At 64.3% G+C, this 22203-nt stretch carries 25 protein-coding genes; 16 read left to right on the top strand and 9 right to left on the bottom strand.

The features are described from left to right. Nucleotides 1-118: 118 nt before the first annotated feature. A complete protein-coding gene (locus tag AAFN84_RS12955) occupies nt 119-1153 on the top strand; it encodes an aspartate-semialdehyde dehydrogenase (RefSeq protein ID WP_347514959.1) in 1035 nt (344 codons plus the stop codon). Nucleotides 1154-1233: 80 nt separating this feature from the next. Here AAFN84_RS12955 and AAFN84_RS12950 read toward each other — a convergent pair whose 3' ends face one another. The 3 genes from AAFN84_RS12950 to AAFN84_RS12940 form a co-directional block, all read right to left on the bottom strand. Further along, nucleotides 1234-1404 carry a hypothetical protein gene (locus tag AAFN84_RS12950; protein ID WP_347514958.1) on the bottom strand — a complete coding sequence of 57 codons (171 nt, stop codon included), beginning with the start codon at nt 1402-1404 and terminating at the stop codon, nt 1234-1236. 96 nt (nt 1405-1500) lie between these two features. Next, nucleotides 1501-2571, bottom strand: coding sequence for a TraB/GumN family protein (locus AAFN84_RS12945; protein WP_347514957.1), 1071 nt, complete (start codon nt 2569-2571; stop codon nt 1501-1503). Nucleotides 2572-2628: 57 nt separating this feature from the next. After that, the gene (locus AAFN84_RS12940; RefSeq protein WP_347514956.1) at nt 2629-3567 is read right to left on the bottom strand and encodes a tyrosine recombinase XerC; all 939 of its coding nucleotides are present in this window, start codon (nt 3565-3567) and stop codon (nt 2629-2631) included. A 74-nt stretch (nt 3568-3641) separates the two neighbouring features. Here AAFN84_RS12940 and rimM point away from each other — a divergent pair, with 74 nt between their 5' ends. The 8 genes from rimM (at nt 3642) to AAFN84_RS12900 (ending at nt 11174) form a co-directional block, all read left to right on the top strand. Further along, complete coding sequence (gene rimM, locus AAFN84_RS12935; protein WP_347514955.1) at nt 3642-4193, top strand: ribosome maturation factor RimM; 552 nt, start codon at nt 3642-3644, stop codon at nt 4191-4193. After that, nucleotides 4190-4903 (top strand): tRNA (guanosine(37)-N1)-methyltransferase TrmD, encoded by a 714-nt coding sequence (gene trmD / locus AAFN84_RS12930; protein ID WP_347514954.1) that lies wholly within the window; start codon nt 4190-4192, stop codon nt 4901-4903. The genes rimM and trmD overlap by 4 nt, the downstream gene beginning before the upstream one ends. A gap of 186 nt (nt 4904-5089) precedes the next feature. Continuing rightward, nucleotides 5090-5602, top strand: a complete 513-nt coding sequence (gene rplS / locus AAFN84_RS12925) for a 50S ribosomal protein L19 (protein WP_347514953.1) — start codon at nt 5090-5092, stop codon at nt 5600-5602. Nucleotides 5603-5712: 110 nt separating this feature from the next. Then, nucleotides 5713-6348, top strand: coding sequence for a class I SAM-dependent methyltransferase (locus tag AAFN84_RS12920; RefSeq protein ID WP_347514952.1), 636 nt, complete (start codon nt 5713-5715; stop codon nt 6346-6348). 77 nt (nt 6349-6425) lie between these two features. Further along, entirely contained in the window at nt 6426-6929 is a 504-nt protein-coding gene (locus AAFN84_RS12915) for an MgtC/SapB family protein (RefSeq protein WP_347514951.1), read from the top strand. A 269-nt stretch (nt 6930-7198) separates the two neighbouring features. Further along, a complete protein-coding gene (gene leuC / locus AAFN84_RS12910) occupies nt 7199-8608 on the top strand; it encodes a 3-isopropylmalate dehydratase large subunit (protein ID WP_347514950.1) in 1410 nt (469 codons plus the stop codon). Between the two features lie 135 nt (nt 8609-8743). Then, nucleotides 8744-9925 (top strand): GGDEF domain-containing protein, encoded by a 1182-nt coding sequence (locus tag AAFN84_RS12905; RefSeq protein ID WP_347514949.1) that lies wholly within the window; start codon nt 8744-8746, stop codon nt 9923-9925. Nucleotides 9926-9983: 58 nt separating this feature from the next. Further along, the gene (locus AAFN84_RS12900) at nt 9984-11174 is read left to right on the top strand and encodes a GGDEF domain-containing protein (protein WP_347514948.1); all 1191 of its coding nucleotides are present in this window, start codon (nt 9984-9986) and stop codon (nt 11172-11174) included. 12 nt (nt 11175-11186) lie between these two features. Here AAFN84_RS12900 and AAFN84_RS12895 read toward each other — a convergent pair whose 3' ends face one another. The 3 genes from AAFN84_RS12895 to AAFN84_RS12885 all read right to left on the bottom strand — a co-directional run bounded on the left by AAFN84_RS12895 (nt 11187) and on the right by AAFN84_RS12885 (nt 13793). Next, on the bottom strand, nt 11187-12017 hold the full coding sequence (locus AAFN84_RS12895) for a hypothetical protein (protein ID WP_347514947.1): 831 nt from the start codon (nt 12015-12017) through the stop codon (nt 11187-11189). After that, nucleotides 12014-13279 carry a hypothetical protein gene (locus AAFN84_RS12890; RefSeq protein WP_347515134.1) on the bottom strand — a complete coding sequence of 422 codons (1266 nt, stop codon included), beginning with the start codon at nt 13277-13279 and terminating at the stop codon, nt 12014-12016. The genes AAFN84_RS12895 and AAFN84_RS12890 overlap by 4 nt, the downstream gene beginning before the upstream one ends. 157 nt (nt 13280-13436) lie before the next feature. Further along, nucleotides 13437-13793 carry a hypothetical protein gene (locus tag AAFN84_RS12885; protein ID WP_347514946.1) on the bottom strand — a complete coding sequence of 119 codons (357 nt, stop codon included), beginning with the start codon at nt 13791-13793 and terminating at the stop codon, nt 13437-13439. Nucleotides 13794-14007: 214 nt separating this feature from the next. Between AAFN84_RS12885 and AAFN84_RS12880 the strand changes: the two genes are divergently transcribed. The 7 genes from AAFN84_RS12880 to AAFN84_RS12850 all read left to right on the top strand — a co-directional run bounded on the left by AAFN84_RS12880 (nt 14008) and on the right by AAFN84_RS12850 (nt 19634). Further along, nucleotides 14008-14469: a GNAT family N-acetyltransferase gene (locus AAFN84_RS12880; RefSeq protein ID WP_347514945.1), complete on the top strand. Its 462-nt coding sequence runs from the start codon at nt 14008-14010 to the stop codon at nt 14467-14469. An 81-nt stretch (nt 14470-14550) separates the two neighbouring features. Next, the gene (locus tag AAFN84_RS12875) at nt 14551-14904 is read left to right on the top strand and encodes a hypothetical protein (protein ID WP_347514944.1); all 354 of its coding nucleotides are present in this window, start codon (nt 14551-14553) and stop codon (nt 14902-14904) included. 230 nt (nt 14905-15134) lie between these two features. Then, a complete protein-coding gene (gene sdhC / locus AAFN84_RS12870; RefSeq protein WP_347514943.1) occupies nt 15135-15539 on the top strand; it encodes a succinate dehydrogenase, cytochrome b556 subunit in 405 nt (134 codons plus the stop codon). 2 nt (nt 15540-15541) lie between these two features. Further along, complete coding sequence (sdhD, locus tag AAFN84_RS12865) at nt 15542-15925, top strand: succinate dehydrogenase, hydrophobic membrane anchor protein (RefSeq protein ID WP_347514942.1); 384 nt, start codon at nt 15542-15544, stop codon at nt 15923-15925. A gap of 3 nt (nt 15926-15928) precedes the next feature. Beyond that, nucleotides 15929-17776, top strand: a complete 1848-nt coding sequence (gene sdhA, locus AAFN84_RS12860) for a succinate dehydrogenase flavoprotein subunit (RefSeq protein ID WP_347514941.1) — start codon at nt 15929-15931, stop codon at nt 17774-17776. 15 nt (nt 17777-17791) lie between these two features. Next, nucleotides 17792-18571 (top strand): succinate dehydrogenase iron-sulfur subunit, encoded by a 780-nt coding sequence (locus tag AAFN84_RS12855; RefSeq protein WP_347514940.1) that lies wholly within the window; start codon nt 17792-17794, stop codon nt 18569-18571. Nucleotides 18572-18584: 13 nt separating this feature from the next. Then, nucleotides 18585-19634 carry a DUF2332 family protein gene (locus AAFN84_RS12850; RefSeq protein ID WP_347514939.1) on the top strand — a complete coding sequence of 350 codons (1050 nt, stop codon included), beginning with the start codon at nt 18585-18587 and terminating at the stop codon, nt 19632-19634. A 25-nt stretch (nt 19635-19659) separates the two neighbouring features. Here the strand turns inward: AAFN84_RS12850 and AAFN84_RS12845 are convergent, their stop codons facing one another. From AAFN84_RS12845 to ftsY, 3 genes are all read right to left on the bottom strand, one after another. Next, entirely contained in the window at nt 19660-20274 is a 615-nt protein-coding gene (locus AAFN84_RS12845; RefSeq protein ID WP_347514938.1) for a pyridoxamine 5'-phosphate oxidase family protein, read from the bottom strand. 10 nt (nt 20275-20284) lie between these two features. After that, entirely contained in the window at nt 20285-20932 is a 648-nt protein-coding gene (locus AAFN84_RS12840) for a septation protein A (RefSeq protein ID WP_347514937.1), read from the bottom strand. Next, nucleotides 20932-22203, bottom strand: a 1272-nt coding sequence (ftsY, locus tag AAFN84_RS12835; RefSeq protein ID WP_347514936.1) for a signal recognition particle-docking protein FtsY, incomplete at its 5' end; no start/stop codon positions are given. The genes AAFN84_RS12840 and ftsY, both read right to left, overlap by 1 nt.

Here is a 22203-nt window from a genome sequence, read left to right as displayed (position 1 = left end):
CTCCCCGGGTTCGGCTCTAGGGGACGACCCGCAGCCAGCGGGTTCTTTCCAAAAGCACCAGCGGAGAGACAGAGCATGATCCCGGAGGCGGGACCTGCTGCCACAAGGAGCAACTGAAATGGGTTTCAAGATTGCAGTCGTCGGCGCCACGGGCAATGTCGGACGCGAAATGCTGAACATTCTCGAAGAGCGCGGATTTCCCGCCGACGAAGTGGTCGCACTCGCCTCGCGCCGCAGCCAGGGCACGGAAGTTTCCTATGGCGACAAGACGCTGAAGGTGAAGGACCTCGCCCAGTATGACTTCTCCGACACCGACATCTGCCTGATGTCGGCCGGCGGCAACGTCTCGAAGGAATGGTCGCCGAAGATCGGCCGGCAGGGCTGCATCGTCATCGATAATTCCTCTGCCTGGCGCTACGATTCCGAGGTTCCGCTGATCGTGCCTGAGGTCAACCCCGACGCCATCGAAGGTTTCCGCAAGAAGAACATCATCGCCAATCCCAACTGCTCGACGGCACAGCTCGTCGTGGCGCTAAAGCCGCTGCACGACAAGGCGACGATCAAGCGTGTCGTCGTCTCCACCTACCAGTCGGTATCGGGCGCCGGCAAGGAAGGCATGGACGAGCTCTTCACCCAGACCCGCGCCGTCTTCGTCGCCGATCCGGTCGAAGCCAAGAAGTTCACCAAGCGCATCGCCTTCAACGTCATCCCGCATATCGATGTCTTCATGGACGACGGCTCCACCAAGGAGGAGTGGAAGGTCATGGTCGAAACCAAGAAGATGCTCGACCCGAAGATCAAGGTCACCTGCACCGCCGTGCGCGTGCCGGTTTTCATCGGCCACTCCGAGGCGGTCAACATCGAGTTCGAGAACCCGATCACGGCAGACGAAGCGCGCGACATCCTGCGCGAGGCGCCGGGTTGCCTGGTGATCGACAAGCGCGAGGATGGCGGTTACGTCACCCCGCTCGATTCGGCCGGCGAGGACGCGACCTACATCTCGCGCATCCGCGAGGACCAGACCATCGACAACGGCCTCAACATTTGGATCGTCTCGGACAATCTGCGCAAGGGTGCGGCGCTCAACACCGTGCAGATCGCCGAACTTCTCGTCGCGCGCGGCCTGATCCAGCCGAAGAAGCAGGCCGCCTGAGGCAGCCGCCTACGAAAAACCCGCTCCGCATCGAATGCGGAGCGGGGCAAGGAACACATTCACAGGGTTTGAGCGAAAGCCTATTCGGCTTCCTTCTCTTCCACGGTCGGCTTTGCGTCGTCCGCGGGTGTCGAAATGCTGGCTACGGTCAATTCCTTGTCGACCGAAGCGCTTACATATCCGGAGCAGGCGGCCGAAGCTGCCGAAACCGAAAGGCCGAGAGCGGCGGCAAGCGCCAGTACAGTCTTCATGTCGGTCTCCTCTAGTTCACCACACATGAAGGCTAGCAAAGCATCGCAGGGCGACCAAATCACGTTTGCCGTGATCGGCAGCGCCGCCGAGGGCTGCTATTCCACGGCCTCGACGCGATAGCCCGCGTCGCGCAGGAGCGCCACCAGCCCGTCCTCGCCCGGAAGGTGCAGTGCCCCAACGGCGACGAAAGCCGCGCCCTTGTCGAGAAAGGGACCGGAGCGCTCGGCCATTGTGCGGTTGCGCGCCGTCACCATCGTTTCCTCGAACGCCGCATAACCACCATCATCTTCGTCCTGTGACGGCAATGCCGCGCGCAGGAACGGCCAGAACATGCCGGTCTTTTCATCCAGATAGAGCACGATCATCGTCTCGATGACATCGTCGACGCGATCGCCCAGCGCCAGCGTGTCCACGAGACCGCGCAGATGAAACTCCATCGGCAGCGATGCCATAGCGCCGAGCTGGTCGGCGACGGATTCCAGACCGGCGAGGTCCTTTCCGGCAGCTTTGGCGCTGTTGGCGAGTTCCAGGTCGAGCACCGGCGCGCCGGCGGTCTTGCGCGCCAGTTCGCAGGCGGGCAGCGCCACCATCGCGGCGATCATCCACGGCTTCATCTTGGCAACGCTCGCCGGCGGGATACCTCTGCTGGCAAGCGCAGCCTCAACCGAGGCACGGTCCTGCGCCGAGAGCAGCGAGAACAACGTGGTCTCGTCGGTGAACATCATCAGGCCAGGATCGGACAGCATCGCCGCCATCATTTTCGACTGGTCGAGCACGTCCGTCGTCTCGATGACGACCGTCGAGGCTTCGTCGAACGCGGCCTGCGCCCGCGATGGCAGGCTCACGACGCGCGGGTCGGACATGTGCATGGTGCCAAAGAGGTAGGATGGCTCGGTGTCGTCCTTTTCCACCCGCCACAACAGTGCGTCGCCATTGGCGACCTGCTCGGCCTCGGCGCGGATCCGCTCCAGCAGCGCAGGATCGTCGCGCTGCATCTGCGCCATCAGGTTCTCGCCGCTGCAGGCGATGTCGTCCTGCGCGTCCGCCCGCGATGTTGCGATCAGCAACGCGACGACGAAGGCAATCACGAAGATCAGATTGAGCGCTGCGATCAGCCTGAGTGACAGGCCGGCGGCGCGCTCGGCAAGAATGATGGAGCGTTTCATGGAGGCGACGCTAGCGTCCAAGTGCGGCGAAACGGTTAAGCCGGCCGTGAAAATGCGTCAGGCGCGTGGATGTGCGGCGTCATAGATGTCGAGCAACCGCGCCGTGTCGACGCCTGTGTAGATCTGCGTCGTCGACAGGCTGGCATGGCCGAGAAGTTCCTGGATCGCGCGCAGATCCCCGCCCTTGGCAAGCAGATGCGTCGCGAAGGAATGGCGCAGCGCGTGCGGCGTCGCGGTTTCAGGCAGGTTGAGCGCCGAGCGCATCGACTTCATCGCCCGCTGGATGATGCCGGGCTGCAGCGGGCCGCCGCGCGCGCCACGAAACAGCGGCTGATCGGCGCCCAGATGATAGGGGCAAAGGCGGCGATAGGCCCCGACTGCCTGCAGCGCGATCGGCAATACCGGCACGATCCGCATCTTGCCGCCCTTGCCCATCACTCGCAGCATCGTGTCGTCCGGCCCTGCAAGGTCCGTTCCACCCAATGCCAGCGCTTCGGATATGCGCAGTCCGCAGCCATAGAGCAGGGTCAGGACGGCGGCATTTCTTGCTGCGATCCACGGTTCTTCCGCGAGTTGCTCGCCGGTGGAGACGACACGGCGCGCATCCGCTGCCGTTAGCGGCTTGGGCAGCGATTTCGGTTGGCGCGGCGCCCGCATCGCCGTCGCGCCGGCTGCGTTTACGAGCCCGCGCCGCTCGAGAAAGCGCAGAAGCGAGCGGATGCCGGCAAGTCCGCGCGCCAGAGAACGCGCGCCCGCTCCGCCATTGCGGCGATGCGCGAGGAAGGACCGCAAATCCACCGGCTTCAGCCCGGCAATGTCCTCGATGCCTGGGGCGCCGCCATTGTGCCCGGTCAGGAACTGCAGGAACTGGCGTGTATCCCGCTCATAAGCATCGACCGTCAGCGCCGAAAGCCGCCTCTCGTTCGCCAGCGATGCGAGCCATTCGGACCGCGCCTTGTGCAGGTCCGGTCGCGCGCAGATGAGGAATTCGTCCATGCAGCGATACTGGCATCACACCGGTTAGCGCGAGGTGAATTGTATTCGCTCGGCGCTACGGCTAGAGACACGCCATGACGAAATCCGCAAAACCAGTGCAGATGGCGGTGATCGGTGCACCGCACGGGATCCGGGGCGAGGTCCGGGTCAAGACCTTTACGGGCGACCCGCTGGCGTTGGGCGATTACGGCCCGTTGCACGCTGCCGATGGCCGCGTGTTTACGGTTGCGAGCATCCGCCCCGCCAAGACCGTGGTGGTGGTGCGCTTCAAGGAAGTCGCCTCGCGCGAGGCAGCGGAGGCCGTGACCGGCACCGAACTCTTCATCGACCGCACGGCGCTGCCTGACGATCTGGACGACGACGAGTTCTATTTCGCCGACCTGATCGGCCTCGCGGTGCGCGACGAAACCGACACCGTGATCGGCAAGGTCACCGCAATCCAGAATTTCGGCGGCGGAGACATCGTCGAGGTGGCGCTCGCCGGCCGTCGTACCGTGATGATCCCGTTCACCATTGCCGCCATTCCGGAAATCACGGTGGGCGAAGGCTACATTCGTGTCGACACGAAATCCGCTGGACTGGTCGACGACGACGACGACGACGATGACGGCGGCGAGGCCGAATGAGCTTTCGCGCCACCGTCGTCACGCTTTATCCGGAGATGTTTCCCGGCGCGCTCGGCCTGTCGCTTGCCGGCCGCGGCCTCGAAGCCGGCGCCTGGTCGCTGGAAACCGTGCAGATCCGTGATTTCGCCACCGACCGTCACCGCACGGTGGACGACACGCCGGCTGGCGGCGGCGCCGGCATGGTGCTGCGGCCCGATATTCTCGCCAGCGCAATCGACCATGCAGCGCCCGAGGGCGACACCCGCCCAAGACTGTTGATGAGCCCGCGCGGCAAGCCGCTAACACAGGCACGGGTGCGCGAATTGTCTGCTGGGCCGGGTGCCGTCATCGTCTGCGGACGCTTCGAGGGCGTCGACCAGCGGGTCATCGACACGCGCGGGCTCGAGGAGGTATCAATCGGCGACTACATCTTGTCGGGCGGGGAGCCGGCGGCGCTGGTGCTGCTCGATGCCGTGGTTCGCCTGCTGCCGGGCGTGATGGGAAATGACGCTTCCGCCGACGAGGAGAGTTTCGAGAACGGCCTGCTCGAGCACCCCCATTTCACGCGGCCTCAAATGTTCGAGGGCCTCTCGATCCCAGAGGTCCTGACCTCTGGGAATCACGGTAAGGTCGCGCAATGGCGGCGCGAGCAGGCGCTGCGGCTGACGGAGGCGCGCCGCCCCGACCTCCTTGCCGCCGAACACGGCAAAAAAGACGGCGCGGACAGGTGACAGCCCCGTGAAAAACCTGTATGAGCGCGCCACTGATCCGGGGTATGCCCGGCCCGTCAACAATTACGGTGAATTCGCTCCTGCCTTTCGGACCCTGGTCCGCTCGGCATAGCCAAGGCGGCCTTGATGCTGCACGGCAAGTGAGAGCGCTCTGGCTGTTCGAAGAACAAGAAGAGGATTCTCACGATGGACATCATCCGTCAGATCGAGGCCGAGCAGGCCGCAAAGATTGAAGAAAAGCGCACGCTCCCCGCTTTCCAGCCGGGCGACACGGTGCGCGTCCAGGTGCGCGTCACCGAAGGAACGCGTACCCGCGTCCAGGCCTATGAAGGCGTGTGCATCGCGCGTTCGGGCTCGGGCTTCCAGGAAAGCTTCACCGTCCGCAAGATTTCCTACGGCGAAGGCGTCGAGCGCGTGTTCCCGGTCTATTCGCCGATGGTCGAAGGCGTCGAGGTCGTGCGTCGCGGCAAGGTCCGTCGCGCCAAGCTCTATTACCTGCGCGATCGTCGCGGCAAGTCGGCTCGCATCGTCGAGAACACCGGCGTGCGCGCCCGCAAGCTGAACGACGCCGAGCGCGAGGCGGTCCTCGCCGAGAGGGCACGCCTGGAGGCCGAGAAGGTCGCCGCGGCCCAGGCGCTTGCCGCCGAGAAGGCTGCCGCGGAAGCCGCCGAGAAGGACGCAGCCGCGACCACCGAATAGGTCATACGGCCGTTCTGGACGTGATGATGGCGGCTTCGGCCGCCATTTTCGTTTCAAGGTGACCCGCCCCGTCGGGTTGAATCGACTGGCTCGCCCGGTAGACTGCGCGCATGAGTCAGCAGAAAGAGGAACGCGCCCTAGACCGCGTATACGCCGCCGCTACCCCCGAGCAACTCGGCAAGGCCTATTCGGACTGGGCTGTCGACTATGACCGCGACACCATCGCGCTCGGGTACAGCCTCCCCTTTGTCATCGCCGCATGGGTCGCCCGCCACGTCCCCCAGGGCGCGGCGCCGCTGCTCGACGCCGGTTGTGGCACAGGGCTTTCAGGCCCGTTCCTGAAGGCCTTGGGCTACACCGCGCTCGCAGGCCTCGACTATTCGCCCGAAATGCTTGCGCATGCCGAAAGCCGCGATGTCTATGGCGAATTGAAGCAGGCTGAACTGGGCAGGACGCTGCCGTGGCCGGACGACCATTTCGCGGCCTTTCTTTCGAGCGGCGTCTTCACTGCGGGCCACGCGCCGTCGACAAGCTTCGACGAACTCGTCCGCATTACCCGGCGCGGTGGCCATGCAATCTTCACCGTGCGCGACCTGCTGCTGGAGCGGGACGGCTTCCGCGCCGCGTTCCAGCGACTGGAACAGCAAGGTCGCTGGCGCCTCGTGGAGGAGAGTCAGCCCTTCCGAGCCTTCGTGCTAGCCGAACCCGACGTGCTCGTGAAGGCCTTCGTCTTCGAGATTCAGTAAGGCTAGCCTTCCGGGAACCACGCGAGCCGGCTAAACGTTGGCAACGGTTTGTGCGTTCGCGTGATGAGGAGGGCTCAATGCTGCAGGAAATTCTCGACGACCTCGGGCACCCGACCTGGCTGCCGATCTCGGTGATCGCGGCAAGGCTTTTCCTCGCGACATTGCTTGGAGCGATCGTCGGGCTCGAACGTGAATGGCGCAATCATCCCGCAGGCTTGCGAACGCATATCCTCGTGGCGCTCGCCGCCGCTTCCTTCGCCATCATCGGCATCGAGATCGTGCACACGTCCCAGTTCGAGGCCGACGCAGCACGACAGGACCCCTTGCGCCTGATCGAGGCGGTGACCGCCGGCGTGGCCTTCCTCGCTGCCGGCACCATCATCATCGCGCGCGGGCGCGTCAAAGGTCTGACGACCGGCGCCGGCATGTGGCTCGCCGGCGCCATCGGACTGGCGGCCGGGCTGGGCTTCTGGCAGATCGCGGCGCTTGCCACCGCCCTCGCCCTCCTCGTGCTGGGGCTGCTGCATCCGCTCGAAAAGGCTCTGACCTCGGACCGGGAAGATCGCTCCGATCCCGACTGACGAACGGCATCGACGGGCAACCGCTGCCTGTTGCAGTCGCCGATGCCCGTGATTGCCGAGCTCGCGAAAGGCTGGTATGAACCGCGCCATGGAAGAACTCTTCGGACACCCCGCCTACAAGGGCTTCGTGCTGCAGGACATCAAGCGCCTGCCGTCGCGATTCTTCGCGCGGATTTCCGGTGCGCGCCTCGCTCGACAGAGCTGAGCAGACGCCATCCGGCCGCCGGCCGATCTCTTCCCGACCATTCATATCGACGGATTGACGCAAAATGACCGCACCGCGCACCCTTTATGACAAGATTTTCGACGACCACATCGTCGACCGCCAGGACGACGGCACCTGCCTGCTCTACATCGATCGCCATCTCGTCCACGAAGTGACGAGCCCGCAGGCCTTCGAGGGACTGCGCATGGCGGGACGCAAGGTCCGCCAGCCGGAAAAGACGCTGGCCGTGGTGGACCACAACGTGCCGACATCGCCCGATCGCAAGCTCGGCATCAAGAACGAGGAAAGCCGCATCCAGGTGGAGGCTCTTGCCAAGAACGCGGCCGATTTCGATGTCGAATATTACGACGCGGCCGACATTCGGCAGGGCATCGTCCATATCATCGGCCCCGAGCAGGGGTTCACGCTGCCCGGAATGACGATCGTGTGCGGCGACAGCCACACCTCGACGCATGGCGCGTTCGGCGCACTCGCCCATGGCATCGGCACGTCCGAGGTCGAGCATGTGCTCGCCACCCAGACGCTGATCCAGAAGAAGGCCAAGAACATGCTGGTGCGTGTCGACGGCCTGCTGCCGCCCGGCGTCACTGCCAAGGACATCATCCTGGCGATCATCGGCGAGATCGGCACGGCGGGCGGCACCGGCTACGTGATCGAATATGCCGGCGAGGCGATCCGCGCGCTTTCGATGGAAGGCCGCATGACGATCTGCAACATGTCGATCGAGGGTGGTGCCCGTGCGGGCCTGATCGCCCCCGACGAGACCACGTTCGCCTATGTGAAGGACAAGCCCCGCGCGCCGAAGGGCGAGGCCTGGGACATGGCCCTGGAATACTGGAAAACGCTGAAGTCCGACGAAGGCGCGCATTTCGACAAGGTCGTCGTGCTGGATGCCGCCAAGCTTCCGCCGATCGTCACCTGGGGCTCCTCGCCGGAAGATGTCGCGTCGATCACCGGCTTCGTCCCGGATCCGGCCGAGATCGCCGACGAGAACAAGCGCACGTCGAAGAAGCGCGCGCTGGACTATATGGGCCTTACGCCCGGCACGAAGATGACCGACATCACCATCGACAGGGTGTTCATCGGCTCCTGCACCAATGGCCGCATCGAGGATCTTCGCGCGGTCGCAAAGGTCGTCGAAGGCAAGACGGTGGCTTCCACGGTCGACGCCATGATCGTTCCGGGTTCGGGACTGGTCAAGGCTCAGGCCGAGGCGGAAGGGCTCGACAAAATCTTCATCGCCGCCGGTTTCGACTGGCGCGAGCCGGGCTGCTCGATGTGCCTCGCCATGAACGACGACCGTTTGAAGCCGCACGAGCGCTGTGCGTCGACCTCGAACCGCAATTTCGAGGGCCGGCAGGGCTTCAAGGGCCGCACGCACCTCGTTTCTCCGGCGATGGCGGCTGCCGCGGCGATCGCCGGCAGGTTCGTCGACATCCGCGAATGGAACTGAGGCGCGCGTCCCGTTAGAACCTTTCGTATTGCACGTGAAACGGGCCGGCAGTTTCTGCCGGCCCGTTTCCGCATTTAACGGCTTGTTGGGTGTTCGGTGATAGACGCTGACCGGCAATTCATCCGGGGGAGCGATTTGGAGAGCGGCATCTACGTAGCGCTGATCAACCCGGGAATTGCGCTGATCTTCTCGGCGACATTCCTGCTGTTGTGGCATCACCAGAGAAACACGCGCTATATCCTGCTCCTGTGCGCCTCGTTCCTGGCGATCTCCGTAGGGTTTCTTCTGCAGTATTTCACCCTGCACGATCCCGAATTCTCCAGGCTGGTCTCCAACCTGCTGTTTCTGGCCGGCGGCGTCGGGCTCGCGATTGGCTCGTTGTGGCGATATGAGCGCACGATGCCGTTGCAAACGATCGGCGTTGTCGGGCTGGTGGGCTTCGCCGCGTTCATCTGGTTTCTCTATGTCGACCCAAGCATCACGCTACGTATCTACGCGATAAACTTCACCTTCGGCGCGATCACGCTTCTCGTCGCGGCCGAACTGCGCTTCGTCGCCAACAAGAAGCTGATCGACAACATCCTTTTCGGGCTCACCGCCTTCTGGGGCTTGTCGTTCTTTGTTCGCCCGATATTGGTGCTCTGGATCGACGGCCCATACGAAAACTACGCCCAGTATCACCAGTCCCTGTACTGGTACACGCTGACCCTGTCTTCGGCGCTTTTCCTGCTGCTCATTGCGCTTTCGATCATCTGCGCGATCGCGCTCGACGTGATGGAGAAGCTGCGGCTCGAATCCCAGACCGATCCGCTGTCGGGGCTCCTCAACCGGCGCGGCTTCGAGGAGCAGGGCGAGGAGGCGCTTCACCAGCAACGCCGCCGCGCCATGCCGGTCTCGATCGTCGTGTGCGATCTCGACCACTTCAAGTCGATCAACGACAGCCACGGCCATGCGGTCGGCGACGAGGTGATCCGAAGCTTCGCCGCGTGCCTGCGAACAGCGGCAGGTCCGGATCATATTGTCGGACGTGTCGGTGGAGAGGAGTTCTCCGTGCTGCTGCGCGGTGCCACCCTGGGCACCGCCCGGCTGTTCGCGGAAGGGGTGCGCACGACCTTCGGAACGCTGCCGATGGAGGGACTTCCGGCCGCGCTTCGCACCACGGCAAGTTTCGGAGTGGCGACCTGGAGAGATGGCGAGACCATCAACGATCTCTTCATCCGCGCCGACGACGCCCTGTACGAAGCCAAGAAGGCTGGCCGGGATCGTGTCCGGATCAACGGCGATGCCGCGAGCGACGGGATCGCGGCCGGCGCGTGAGCGTTAACAACTTCTTCGCTTGCTCGCTCTAGGATGCGGCGCGGCGATGGGACCGGACATGAGTGGCGCAGCCTTTATCCTAGGCATAAATCTTCTGATTGCAGGCCTGTTCTGCGCGACCTTCGTCCTTATCGCGACATACGGACGTCATCGTTCCGCGTGGTGGATTGCCGGCGCCTATGCATGCGGCGTGCTCTATCTGGGTCTTGAGGCGGTCCTGCCGGTGCTGGTCGATGCCCGCCTAATGTTCTTCCTGGGTGCCACGACATTCCTCGCGGCATTGTTGCTGCTCAACATCGGCCTCGCGCACCACTATCGGCGCGAAACCCCGCGAACGGTGCTTGTCGGTACGCTGGCCGTTTCCATGGTGGCCTTCACCCTGACCGTCGACATGCCGCGCGACTCGATGTCGCGCATGTTCCTCTATCAGACCCCGTACGCTGCAATGCAGGCGATCGGTGCGCTGATCGTGTTCGCCGCGCCGCGCCGCAGGCTGCCGGACAACGCGCTGGGGGCTTTCATGCTGCTCAGCGCACTGCATTTCCTGTCGAAGCCGTTGCTGGCAACGCTGCTTGGCGGCCCGGGCGCAACGAGCCAGGACTACCTGCAGACCGACTACGCGATGCTTTCTCAGGCGCTTGGCGTGGTGCTGTCTGTGGCGACGGCGCTGCTGCTTTTGGTGATGCTGATTGCCAGCGTCCTGAAGGATATCACCGCCAAGTCCGAGACGGACCTGCTGTCTGGCCTGCTCAACCGGCGGGGTTTCGAAGACAGGCTGGCCGACATTGCCCGCCATCGCACCGCCAACGGCATGCCGGTGACCTTAATCATGTGCGACCTCGATCACTTCAAGTCCGTCAATGACACGTTTGGCCATGCCGTCGGCGACAGGCTGATCGCGCTGTTCGCCACGACGCTGCGTGAAAGCGCGGCACGCCACCACGTGCTCGGCCGGATCGGCGGAGAAGAATTCGCCATCGTGCTGCCTGGCAGCAACCTCGCCGCCGGCCGGCTGTTTGCCGAAAATGCGAGGACCGCCTACGCGGGCGCGCAGGTGGATGGACTCGGAGCACTTAATAGCTTCACCGCCAGTTTTGGCGTTGCCGAAATGGAGGCCGACGAGCCGCCTTCGGTCTTCGCCGCCCGTGCCGACTCAGCCCTTTACGAGGCGAAGCGATCCGGACGCGATTGTGTCCGTGTCAGCAGGCTGCAGGACGTCCGCGAACGGACCTTTGCCGCGTCGCGCTGACGGCACGCGTTGCTACTGGCTGGCGACCGGAGAACCCGACGTCACCAGCCGATAGCGCGCCATCTCTTCCTGAGACAGATAGTAGAGCGCCCTTGGCGGCGTATCCAGCGCGTGCAGCCACAGCGCCGGGTCGACGTCCATCTCGGCCAGGTAGCGCGATATGCGGGCTGCGGTCGCCTGCGCGTCGGACATCGCCTGTGCGGGGTTGGTGGTGCTCAGATCTGTCACCGAATAGAACTGGTGCAGGCCGATCGCGGCATTGTCTCCGACGGTCCGGGTGACGCCGCCGGCAAGCACGAGCGGGCACGATGAAGCGCACAGCGCGCCATCCGCGACCTCCACGCCGATCCCGCGTTCGCGCACCAGCCGTGCCATCGCCATCGCATCGTCGAGCGATCCGCCTGGCGAGTTCAGGGCAAGCGTCGTGACATACTCGCCCCGCGTTTCAATCTCCTGGGCGAAGCGTTGCGCCGAGCCCTGGTCGATCGATCCCACGGCGGTCAGCACCCCCCCGCTGCCGAGATCGAAGCGCATCGGCTGGCGCAACCCGGCATCGTCGATAGTGATGTTGTCGCGCGGATCGAGCGGTTGCTCCATCGGCGAGCCGGGTCGAAGCGCCGGCGGCAGCGCGGGCTCGACGTAGACGGTGCCGCCCGTAGGGTTTGGGTCGAGAGCGGGGTCTTCGTAGAGTGCCTTGAGATCCAGCCCGATGACGATGACCGCGCCGACGAAAAGCCCCCAGAACGAGCAACGGACCAATTCGCCGTCGTCGAAACGCGCCAAGTATCGCGCCAGTGGATTGCGCGACCTCTGGCCGCCGAATGTTGCCTGATCGTCGCTCATGGGTCGGTGCGTTTCCTCTCAGCCATAGAGAGTGGGGTGACATTCTGGGGCGGCGCAGGCGGCGCGGCATCGGATTCGCGCTCGGTGGCCGCCTCGTCCTCCCTGACTTCCGTGATCTCGGCTGCCGTCTGGCGCGCCCTGAGAGCTTCGTAGAGCTCCATCGAGCGAAGCATGTCGGCAGCGGTGATGCGCTCGGCGTCTTCCATTTCCTCCTCGCCGCGCCGCATGGCGGCATGGGCGACAGCAAGAATGGCGACCAGCACGGCGGGCAGCAGGTCGATCGAGATCGCTCCGGCCCAGCTTGGCAGGAAGCTTCCGGCGTAAAGAATCACGGCCTCAGCTGACGACAGCGGAACGAAGCGACGTTCGGCCACCTTGGGTTGGGCGAGGATTTCGGCAGCCGCTGCCGACAAAGCCTCGGACTGACCGGCCACCGAGGCGCGGATCGTCTCCATCACCTGGTTCTGGCGACCGGCGAGGTCGGCGCTGTCGCCGCCAGCCACCGGCGCGATGAACCCGACGGAGAGGTCGGCCGCCGCCCGTGCCACCGAGGGCGCGATCGACGTCTGTTCGAGCGAAGCGATGACGCCGGCAAGCGCGACCGATTCCTCCGCGAAGGCATCGGCGCGGGGCTGCACCGACCCCGTTCCCGAGACGAGCCCGCGCATCGTCGCCAGATGGGACTGGCCTTCTTCGAACAGCACCCGCACCGTCTCGCGCGATGCTTCGATGGTCGCTTCCAGCTCGCGCATCTGCGCCGACATCTGGGTTAGCAACTGGACGACGGTCCCTGAGCCCGACGTTCCCGTCAGCGCACCGGACTGACGCTCGTCGTCGGCCAGCCTGGCAAAACGCTCGGAAGCGCGCTGGATGTCAGGCAGCAGCGACAATGCGCCCAGCGCGTTCGTGTTCGCCTGGTCGAGATCGGCGGTAAAGCCTTCCTGCGTCACCGCCAGATGCTGCTCCACCGCCGCCGAGCCGGCCAGTGCCGCAGCGTTGAGCCATGACGACATGGCGATGATCATCACCGAGCCCACCGCCATGATGCCCAGAAGCATCGCCCGCGAGGCATTGTCGCGCATTTCCGGCAGGAAGCGCGTCAGATAGACCCAGAAACCATAGATGCCGACGGAGACTGCGACCGCGTAGACGATGGCTGCGAAGAAGACGAGCGTCGCGTCGCCGTCGAGCAGGCTGCGCACGCCGAGATAGGTGTAGATGCCGCTCGCAAGCGCCAGCGTGGCGAGCACGAAACGGGTCATCGTCTCCAGTGACGCGACGTTGTCCCTGAGGCGGCGGGCAGTGTTTGCCTGGCTCAATTCACGCTCCCTTTTTCCGGCAAGGCGCACCGGAAAGATGACCAAATCGCGGCCTGGGCAGCCCCTGAGCGGACAATCCCATCACGATTGGTTGCGCGGCCTATTCGCAGACCAGCGGGGCCTGCGGGACCACGTGGTCGGGCAGGCCGCACATGTAGCTGCGACCGTGCCAGCGATACGGCGGACGATGGCAGTATCTCACGTCGGCGCGCGTGCGCTGCTCGTCCAGATACACCACGTCGGGCTCCTCCGGCTCGTAGTAGGACCCGGTGAGATTGTAGGCTTCGGCGGCGTAACCCTGGCCGACGATAACGCGTTTGTAGCCGGCCGGGCTGTGGATCACGAGATTGCCGAAGCTATCGGCATAGACCCTGTCCTTGCCGCCGCCGGCCATGGCCGTCCCGTTGGCAAGCACGGCAATGCCGATTGCGGCGACGGCGGTCGAGATCATGCGCATGGCGTTCGCTCCTGTCCTGTCGAGGAATCGAAGCCTCCTCGACAGGGGAATTTAACCTCTTCTTAACCTTTGTTAAGGGGCGGTACCCGCATCGCCGTGCGAGAGTACGTAATATGGTTAACGTGAGCGCCCGCAAAGCGCGCTCGCCTCGCCGCTGGAACGCATTGACAGGCTCTTGCCAAATCTCCGACAAGACATGATGCGGAGGATCGCCATGGCATCGAACCATCAGATCGACATATCGCTGATGCGGCTGAAGGACGCGCGCGAACTCGCGCCGCTGCTTGCCGCCTACACCCAGGCCCTCAAGCGTGGCGCGCCCCGGCGGCCTGACGAATATTACGCGGAAATGCTGCTGCAGGACCGGACTGCCGAAGTCATGGGCGCCCGGATCGATGAGACGCTGGTGGGATTCGCGGTCTTCACGGACCTTCCCGACCCGGTCTCTGGACTTCGGTGCGGCCAGCTCGATCATCTCTACGTGCACCACGACCATCGCAAGAAGGGCATCGCCAAGGCGTTGGTCGACCTGCTTTCGGACCAGGCCGAGGAGCGCGGCTGGGTGCGGCTGGTGCTCAATGCCCCAAGGCAGCCGGAAGACGGCCGCAAGCTGTACGAGCAGATCGCCGCGCCGGCCGACTGGATCCCTTATGTCATCCGTTATGACGGCGTCTGAGGCCCACACGACCGCGCTTTGCGGCCGTCGGTCGTGGAAGCCGTTGATCTTTGGGCGGAACTGGCAGTAAGTCTTGCGCCCATGATAGCGATTCAAAGTCTGGGCAAGGGTGCCCTTCGCGTCGGCCTGATTTCCGTTCTTGCCGTTCTGGCGGCTTGCGTTGGAGACCAGCAATCCGGTGGCCGCGATGCCGAGGTCGCAGCCTACCCGATCGGTTCAGCCACCTTCGACTGCGGCGACGACGGCCTGATCATGCTGGACGGCAATCGCGACGCCGTGACGCTCATCGAGACGGACGGAAGCAGCTACAACCTTCCGGCATCGCCTCCGTCACAGACACATCGATTCGGCGACGATGGCATGGCACTCGTGGTCGAGGATGGCGAGGCGCTCTGGATGAAGGCCGGCAAACAACCCATGACCTGCCGCCGCTGATTCGCGCCGGTCCGGGCAGCCGGTGAGACACTCCCAGCTTCAATCGATTGAAGTCGCGCAGCGTAGCGGGCGCGTTAACACACTGCGGCTAAATTGGCGTCGGGGCATGGTTTTCCCGCTTTGACGCGGTGCAAAAACCGCATTAGAAGACCCCCAGCCATAGGGTCGCATTCCGGACCGGCCAACCGCTTTTGCGGGTTCCGGGCGCGATCCGCCAGATTGGGGGAGCCATGAGCAAATCCGCAGCCACCCGCGCCCGACCACTGTCACCGCACCTTTTCATCTATAAGCCGATTCCGACAATGGTGATGTCGATCGTGCACCGCATCACCGGTGTCGGGCTCTATTTCGGCGTCCTGCTGGTTGCCGCCTGGCTCCTCGCCGCAGCGACCTCCCAGGAATGGTTCGATAGCGTGAGCGCCGTCTACGGCTCCTGGTTCGGGAGGCTCGTCCTGTTCGGCTACACATGGGTGCTGATCCATCACATGCTGGGCGGCATCCGGCACCTGGTGATGGATACCGGCAACGCACTGGAAAAGCACACCTCGACCCGCCTGGCGATCATGCTGCCATTCGCCTCGATCGCCTTGACGCTGGTGCTCTGGGTCGTCGGCTACATGGCGCGGGGAGCTTGAACATGACTGATTTCCGCACACCGCTTTCCCGCGTTCGCGGTCTAGGCGCCGCCAGGGAAGGAACCGGCCATTTCTGGTACCAGCGCCTGACGGCGGTTTCCAACCTCGTCCTGATCCTCTTCTTCGTCGGTCTGATCGTCGCCCTCAGCGACGCCTCCTTCGCGGAAGTGCGCGCCACCCTGGCCAATCCGATGGTGGCGCTTGCCCTGGCGCTGGCGTTCATCTCGGTCTGCTACCACATGAAACTGGGCATGCAGATCGTGATCGAGGACTACATCCACGACGAGCTCGCCAAGCTGATCTCGCTGATGCTCAACATCTTCTACACCTTCATCGTCGGCGCGATTGCCATCTTCGCGCTGCTCAAGATCGCATTCGGAGGCTGAGACGTGGCCGATAGCAGACAGAACGCTTCGAGGCCCGGCGTCAACGGAAGTGCCTACACCTATGTCGACCACAAGTTCGACGTCGTCGTCGTCGGCGCCGGCGGCGCAGGACTGCGCGCGACGCTCGGCATGGCCGAGCAGGGCCTGAAGACGGCCTGCATCACCAAGGTCTTCCCGACACGTTCGCATACCGTGGCAGCGCAGGGCGGCATCGCCGCGTCACTGCAGAACATGGGGCCCGACAACTGGCAGTGGCACCTCTACGACACCGTGAAGGGCTCCGACTGGCTCGGCGATGTCGACGCGATGGAATACCTCGCCCGCGAGGCGCCTGCCGCTGTCTACGAGCTCGAGCACTACGGCGTACCCTTCTCGCGCACCGAGGACGGACGCATCTACCAGCGCCCCTTCGGCGGCCACATGCAGAATTTCGGTGACGGTCCGCCTGTGCAGCGCACCTGCGCCGCCGCCGATCGCACCGGCCACGCCATCCTGCACACGCTTTACGGCCAGTCGGTCAAGAACAACGCCCAGTTCTTCATCGAGTATTTCGCGCTCGACCTGATCATGACCGACGGTGTCTGCACCGGCGTCGTGGCCTGGAACCTCGACGACGGCACGATCCACCGCTTCGCCGCCAAGATGGTCGTTTTGGCCACCGGCGGCTATGGCCGCTCCTATTTCTCCGCGACGTCGGCGCATACCTGCACCGGCGACGGCAACGGCATGGTGGCCCGGGCCGGCCTGCCGCTGCAGGACATGGAATTCGTTCAATTCCACCCGACCGGCATCTATGGGGCCGGCTGCCTCATCACCGAGGGAGCGCGTGGCGAAGGCGGCTATCTCGTCAACTCCGAAGGGGAGCGCTTCATGGAGCGCTACGCCCCGTCTGCGAAAGACCTGGCATCGCGCGACGTCGTCTCGCGCTGCATGACCATGGAAATCCGCGAGGGTCGCGGCGTCGGCAAGGAGAAGGACCACATCTTCCTTCACCTCGACCATCTCGACCCGGCGGTCCTGCATGAGCGCCTGCCGGGCATCTCCGAGAGCGCTAAGATCTTCGCCGGCGTCGACGTGACGCGCGAGCCGATCCCGGTTCTGCCGACGGTGCACTACAACATGGGCGGCATCCCGACCAATTACTGGGGCGAGGTGCTCAACGCCGATGCGGACAATCCCGAACGCATCCAGCCGGGCCTGATGGCCGTCGGCGAAGCCGGCTGCGCCTCGGTGCACGGTGCCAACCGCCTCGGCTCGAACTCGCTGATCGACCTCGTCGTCTTCGGCCGCGCCGCCGCCATCCGCGCCAGCCAGGTAATCGACCGCGAGAGCGCGATCCCCGCCATCAACGAGCAGGCGGTGGACAAGATCATGCAGCGCTTCGACCGCATCCGCCACGCCGACGGCGCCAGCCCCACGGCCGTATTGCGTGAGAAGATGCAGCGCGCAATGCAGGAAGACGCCGCGGTGTTCCGCACCCAGGAAACGCTGGAGCAGGGTTGCAAGAGGATTTCGGAGATCTGGAGCGAACTGCCCGACGTCAAGGTTCACGACCGCTCGATGATCTGGAACTCCGACCTCGTCGAAACGCTGGAGCTCGACAATCTGATGGCTTGCGCCATCACGACGGTCTACGGCGCCGAAGCGCGCAAGGAGAGCCGTGGCGCCCATGCCCGCGAGGACTTTGACAAGCGCGACGACGTCAATTGGCGCAAGCACACACTGTCGTGGGTCGACGAGGCCGGCAATGTGAGGCTCGACTATCGTCCGGTGCACACTGAAACCATGCTGCCCGTCGAACAGGGTGGCATCGATCTGGCCAGGATCGCGCCCAAGGCGCGCGTCTACTGATCGAGGGGAAACACAATGGTTGAAATCACACTTCCAAAGAACTCCCGGGTCCAGCAGGGCAAGGTCTGGCCGAAGCCCGAAGGCGCGACCAACCTGCGCGAATACAAGATCTACCGCTGGTCGCCGGACGACGACGACAATCCGCGCGTCGACACCTACCATGTCGACATGGACGATTGCGGGCCGATGGTTCTCGACGCGCTCTTGTGGATCAAGAACAAGATCGACCCGACGCTGACGCTGCGCCGTTCCTGCCGCGAAGGCATTTGCGGCTCATGCGCCATGAACATCGACGGCACCAACACGCTCGCCTGCACCAAGGGCGCCGACGACATCAGCGGCGCGGTCAAGGTCTATCCCTTGCCGCACATGCCGGTGGTCAAGGACCTGGTTCCCGACCTGACGGTGCCTTACGCGCAGCTCTCGTCGATCCAGCCATGGCTCCAGACCGTATCTCCTGAGCCGGCAAAGGAATGGAAGCAGAGCCACGAGGACCGGGCGAAGCTCGACGGGCTGTATGAGTGCATCCTGTGCTTCTGCTGCCAGACGTCGTGTCCGTCCTACTGGTGGAACGGCGAGCGCTATCTCGGCCCCGCCGTGCTGCTGCAGGCCTATCGCTGGCTGATCGACAGCCGCGACGAGGCCACCGGCGACCGTCTCGACAATCTCGAGGATCCGTTCCGGCTGTATCGCTGCCACACCATCATGAACTGCACGCAGGCCTGCCCGAAGGGGCTCAATCCGGCGAAGGCGATCGCGGAAATCAAGAAGATGATGGTCGAGCGGCGCGTCTAGGCACGCCGCGACGATGGCGCTTCACGGCAGGATCGCGGAGCATTTCGCACAGCAGGCGGATGCCTGTGCCCGCCTTGGCTCGCCCTTCACAGCGTCGCTCTGCCGGCTGCTGATCGACATCACCGATGAGACGACCACGATCGGCCGCCGGATCATCCACTGGACCGGCGATCCGCGCGACGATGCACTGGCGCTTCGCATCTGCGGCGGCCTTCATCGGCTGGTGATCGAACGCGCTGACCCTGAACTCCTTGCGGTCTATCCACCGGCAACCACTGACGAGGCAGGCCTTGCTGAAGCGGTCGCCGGTGCCTTCTCGCGCCATGAGGCGGACCTTCACGCTGCCCTCGATTCGCCACCACAGACGAACGAGATCGCCCGCTCGGCCATGCTGTTGCCGGGCTTTCTGACGGTCGCGCGGGAGGCCGCGCTACCGCTTGCGCTGTGCGAGATCGGTTCGAGCGGCGGTCTCAACCTGCTCTTCGACCGCTTCCACTATCGCTACGGCGAGGCCGAGTTCGGCGAAGCCGCGTCACCGGTTCACATCGCGCCTGAAAATCGCTCGAATGTGCTGCCGCTCGACGGAGAGCTGCGGATCGTCTCCCGGCACGGATGCGACATCGCCCCCGTCGACGTCTTGACGCAAGCCGGCCGCGCCCGGCTGCGTTCCTATGTCTGGCCCGATCAACCGGCCCGCCTTGAAAGGCTCGACGGCGCAATCGCATTGGCGCAAAAGCACCCGTTCAAGCTTGAGCGGGCTGACGCGGCGGACTTCGCGAAGCGCCAGCTTGCCGCGCGACCCGGTAATGCAGCCTTCGTGCTGTTTCATTCGATCATGTGGCAGTACTTGCCCCATGAGACCCGAAGGTCGATCCTCGCTTCGCTGGCGGAAGCCGGAGCAAACGCCACGCCGGAAGCGTCCATCGCGCACCTGCGCATGGAACCGCTTGAACTGAAGGAGGGATGGGCGACCCTCAGCCTGACATCATGGCCCGGCGGCCACACACGGCATCTCGCCAAATGCGACTTCCACGGCCGCTGGATCGAGTGGACGGACGGTTAAGGCCGGCGAATCGGCACTCAGGCGCTCACCACAGCGTCTTCTGATAGGATTCCGCCAGCCCGCTGTCGAGCGCCGCGGCCGTCTCCGGCATGGCGAGCTGGTCGCGCAGGATTTCTCCCAGCGTCGGCAGGGTCGAGCGATCCGGCCAGCTTTCCGGTTTCCACAATTCGGAACGCATGAACGCCTTTGCGCAATGCATGTAGCAGGCCTTGACCGACACCACGAGCACACTGATCGGCAGCTTGCCGTCGACCGCCAGCCGCTCCCGCAGAGCCTGGTCGACGGTAATTTGCCCCGCCCCGTTCACCCGGAGCGTCTCGTTCATGCCGGGGATGAGAAACAGCAGACCGATCGCCGGGTTGGCGACGATGTTCTCCCAGGTGTCGAGGCGATTGTTACCGGGACGATCCGGGATCGCAAGCGTGTTGTCGTCGAGCACGGCGACAAAGCCCGGCCTGTCGCCTTTCGGTGTAACGTCGCCATTGCCGTCGCCGTCGGACGAGCCGATGAGGACGAACGGGCTCCTGCCGATGAAGGACCGCGAATGATGGTCGAGCGCCGGCAACTCCTTGCGCGCCGCGGGACCGCTCGGCTGGCGATAATGCTCCCGAAGAGCCTCGCGCGTGGTGATGAACTCCATGGGATCTTCCTTATTCGGCCGGCTTTTCTTCCAGGGAATGGCGCATGATCAATGGCATCTGGCTGAAGGTGAAGGCAAGAGTGACCGGCATCGTGCCCCATACTTTGAATGCGACCCAGAAATCCGTCGAAAAATTGCGCCAGACGATTTCGTTGAGAAGCGCGAGGAAGAAGAAGAACACGCCCCAGCGCAGCGTCAGCTTGCGCCAGCCTTCCGCATCGAGCTTGAAGGCGGAATCGAAGACGTAGCCCAGGAGCGCTTTGCCGAACAAAAGGCCGCCCAGCAGCACCGCGCCAAACAGCGCGTTGACGATCGTCGGCTTCATCTTGATGAACAGATCGTCCTGCAGCCACAGCGTCAGCGCGCCGAAGATGAACACCACCACGCCGGACACCAGCGGCATGATCGGCAAGGAGCGTATCAGCACCCAAGACACGGTGAGCGATATCGCCGTTGCAATCATGAAGAGACCGGTGGCCAGGAAGATCGGACCGCCGAACGCGCCAAGCGAGGGCCAGGTGTCGATCAACCATTCGCCACGCACATTGGCGAAGAAGAACACCAGCAGCGGGCCAAGTTCGAGCGCCAGCTTGGGCAGCGGGCTGAGTTCCTTCTTCCTTGGATCGCCCGGCTCGCGTTCCAGAATGCGTCTGCTCATCAATTCACTCCTGCGATCGCCTTGGCGAAGTCGCCGGCGGCAAAGGGTTCCAGGTCGTCGACCTGCTCGCCGACACCGATGAAATAGACCGGCAACTTGTGCTTGGCGGCGATCGCCACGAGGATGCCGCCCCGCGCGGTCCCGTCGAGCTTGGTCATAACCAGCCCGTTGACGCCTGCAATATTGCGGAAGATTTCGACCTGATTGAGGGCATTCTGGCCCGTCGTAGCGTCAACCGTCTGCAACACCGTGTGCGGCGCATCCGGATCGAGCTTGCCAAGCACGCGCACGATCTTTTCCAGTTCGGCCATCAGCTCGGCCTTGTTCTGCAGGCGGCCGGCCGTGTCGATGATCAGGACGTCGGAGTGCGCTTCCCTCGCCTTCTCGAAGGCGTCATAGGCAAGGCCGGCGGCGTCGGCGCCGAGCTTTGAGGCGACGACCGGCGAACCGGTCCGCTCACCCCAGATCTTGAGCTGTTCGATCGCCGCGGCGCGGAACGTGTCGCCGGCAGCCAGCATCACGCTCAAGCCACCTGCCGTCAGCTTGGCAGCCAGCTTGCCGATCGTCGTCGTCTTGCCGGTCCCGTTGACGCCCACGACGAGAATGACGTGTGGCTTGTGCGACAGGTCCAGCTCGAGCGGCTGTGCCACGGGCGTCAGCACCTTGGTGATCTCCTGCGCCATGATGGCGCGGACCTCTTCATCGGACACGTCCTTGCCGTAGCGGCCGGATGCGAGCGCATCGGTCACACGGATGGCGGTCTCCATGCCGAGATCGGCACGCAGGAGAACGTCTTCGAGGTCCTGCAGCGTATCCTCGTCGAGCTTGCGCTTGGTGAAGACGCCGGAGATCTGGTCTCGCAGTTCGCGCGACGATCGCGACAGGCCCTGGCTCAATCGCTGATACCAGGAAAGGCGCGGCGCGGGGGCCGCTTCGACCGGCACGGGCTGCGCCTTTGCTTCGACCGCTTTCGCCACCGTCACCCTGGTCTGCGGCACAGCCTCGGCAGGAGCGGCAGGCAAGACGGGCACAGCTTCTTCTTCCCCCTCCAGGGAGACATCGTCCGAAGGACCGGAGGCCGCAGGGGCCGTTGCCTCGTCCGTCTTTGCGAGCGGCAGAGCGACGGTTGCGGGAGGCGCGAGAGGGGTTGGCTCTGGCTCTGGCTCTGGCTCTGGCTCTGGCTCTGGCTCTGGCTCTGGCTCTGGCTCTGGCTCTGGCTCTGGCTCTGGCTCTGGCTCTGGCTCTGGCTCTGGCTCTGGCTCTGGCTCTGG

It is taken from the genome of Mesorhizobium sp. CAU 1741, assembly GCF_039839275.1.
Taxonomy (GTDB): domain Bacteria; phylum Pseudomonadota; class Alphaproteobacteria; order Rhizobiales; family Rhizobiaceae; genus Aerobium.
This window is presented reverse-complemented; position numbering and strand designations above follow the sequence as displayed.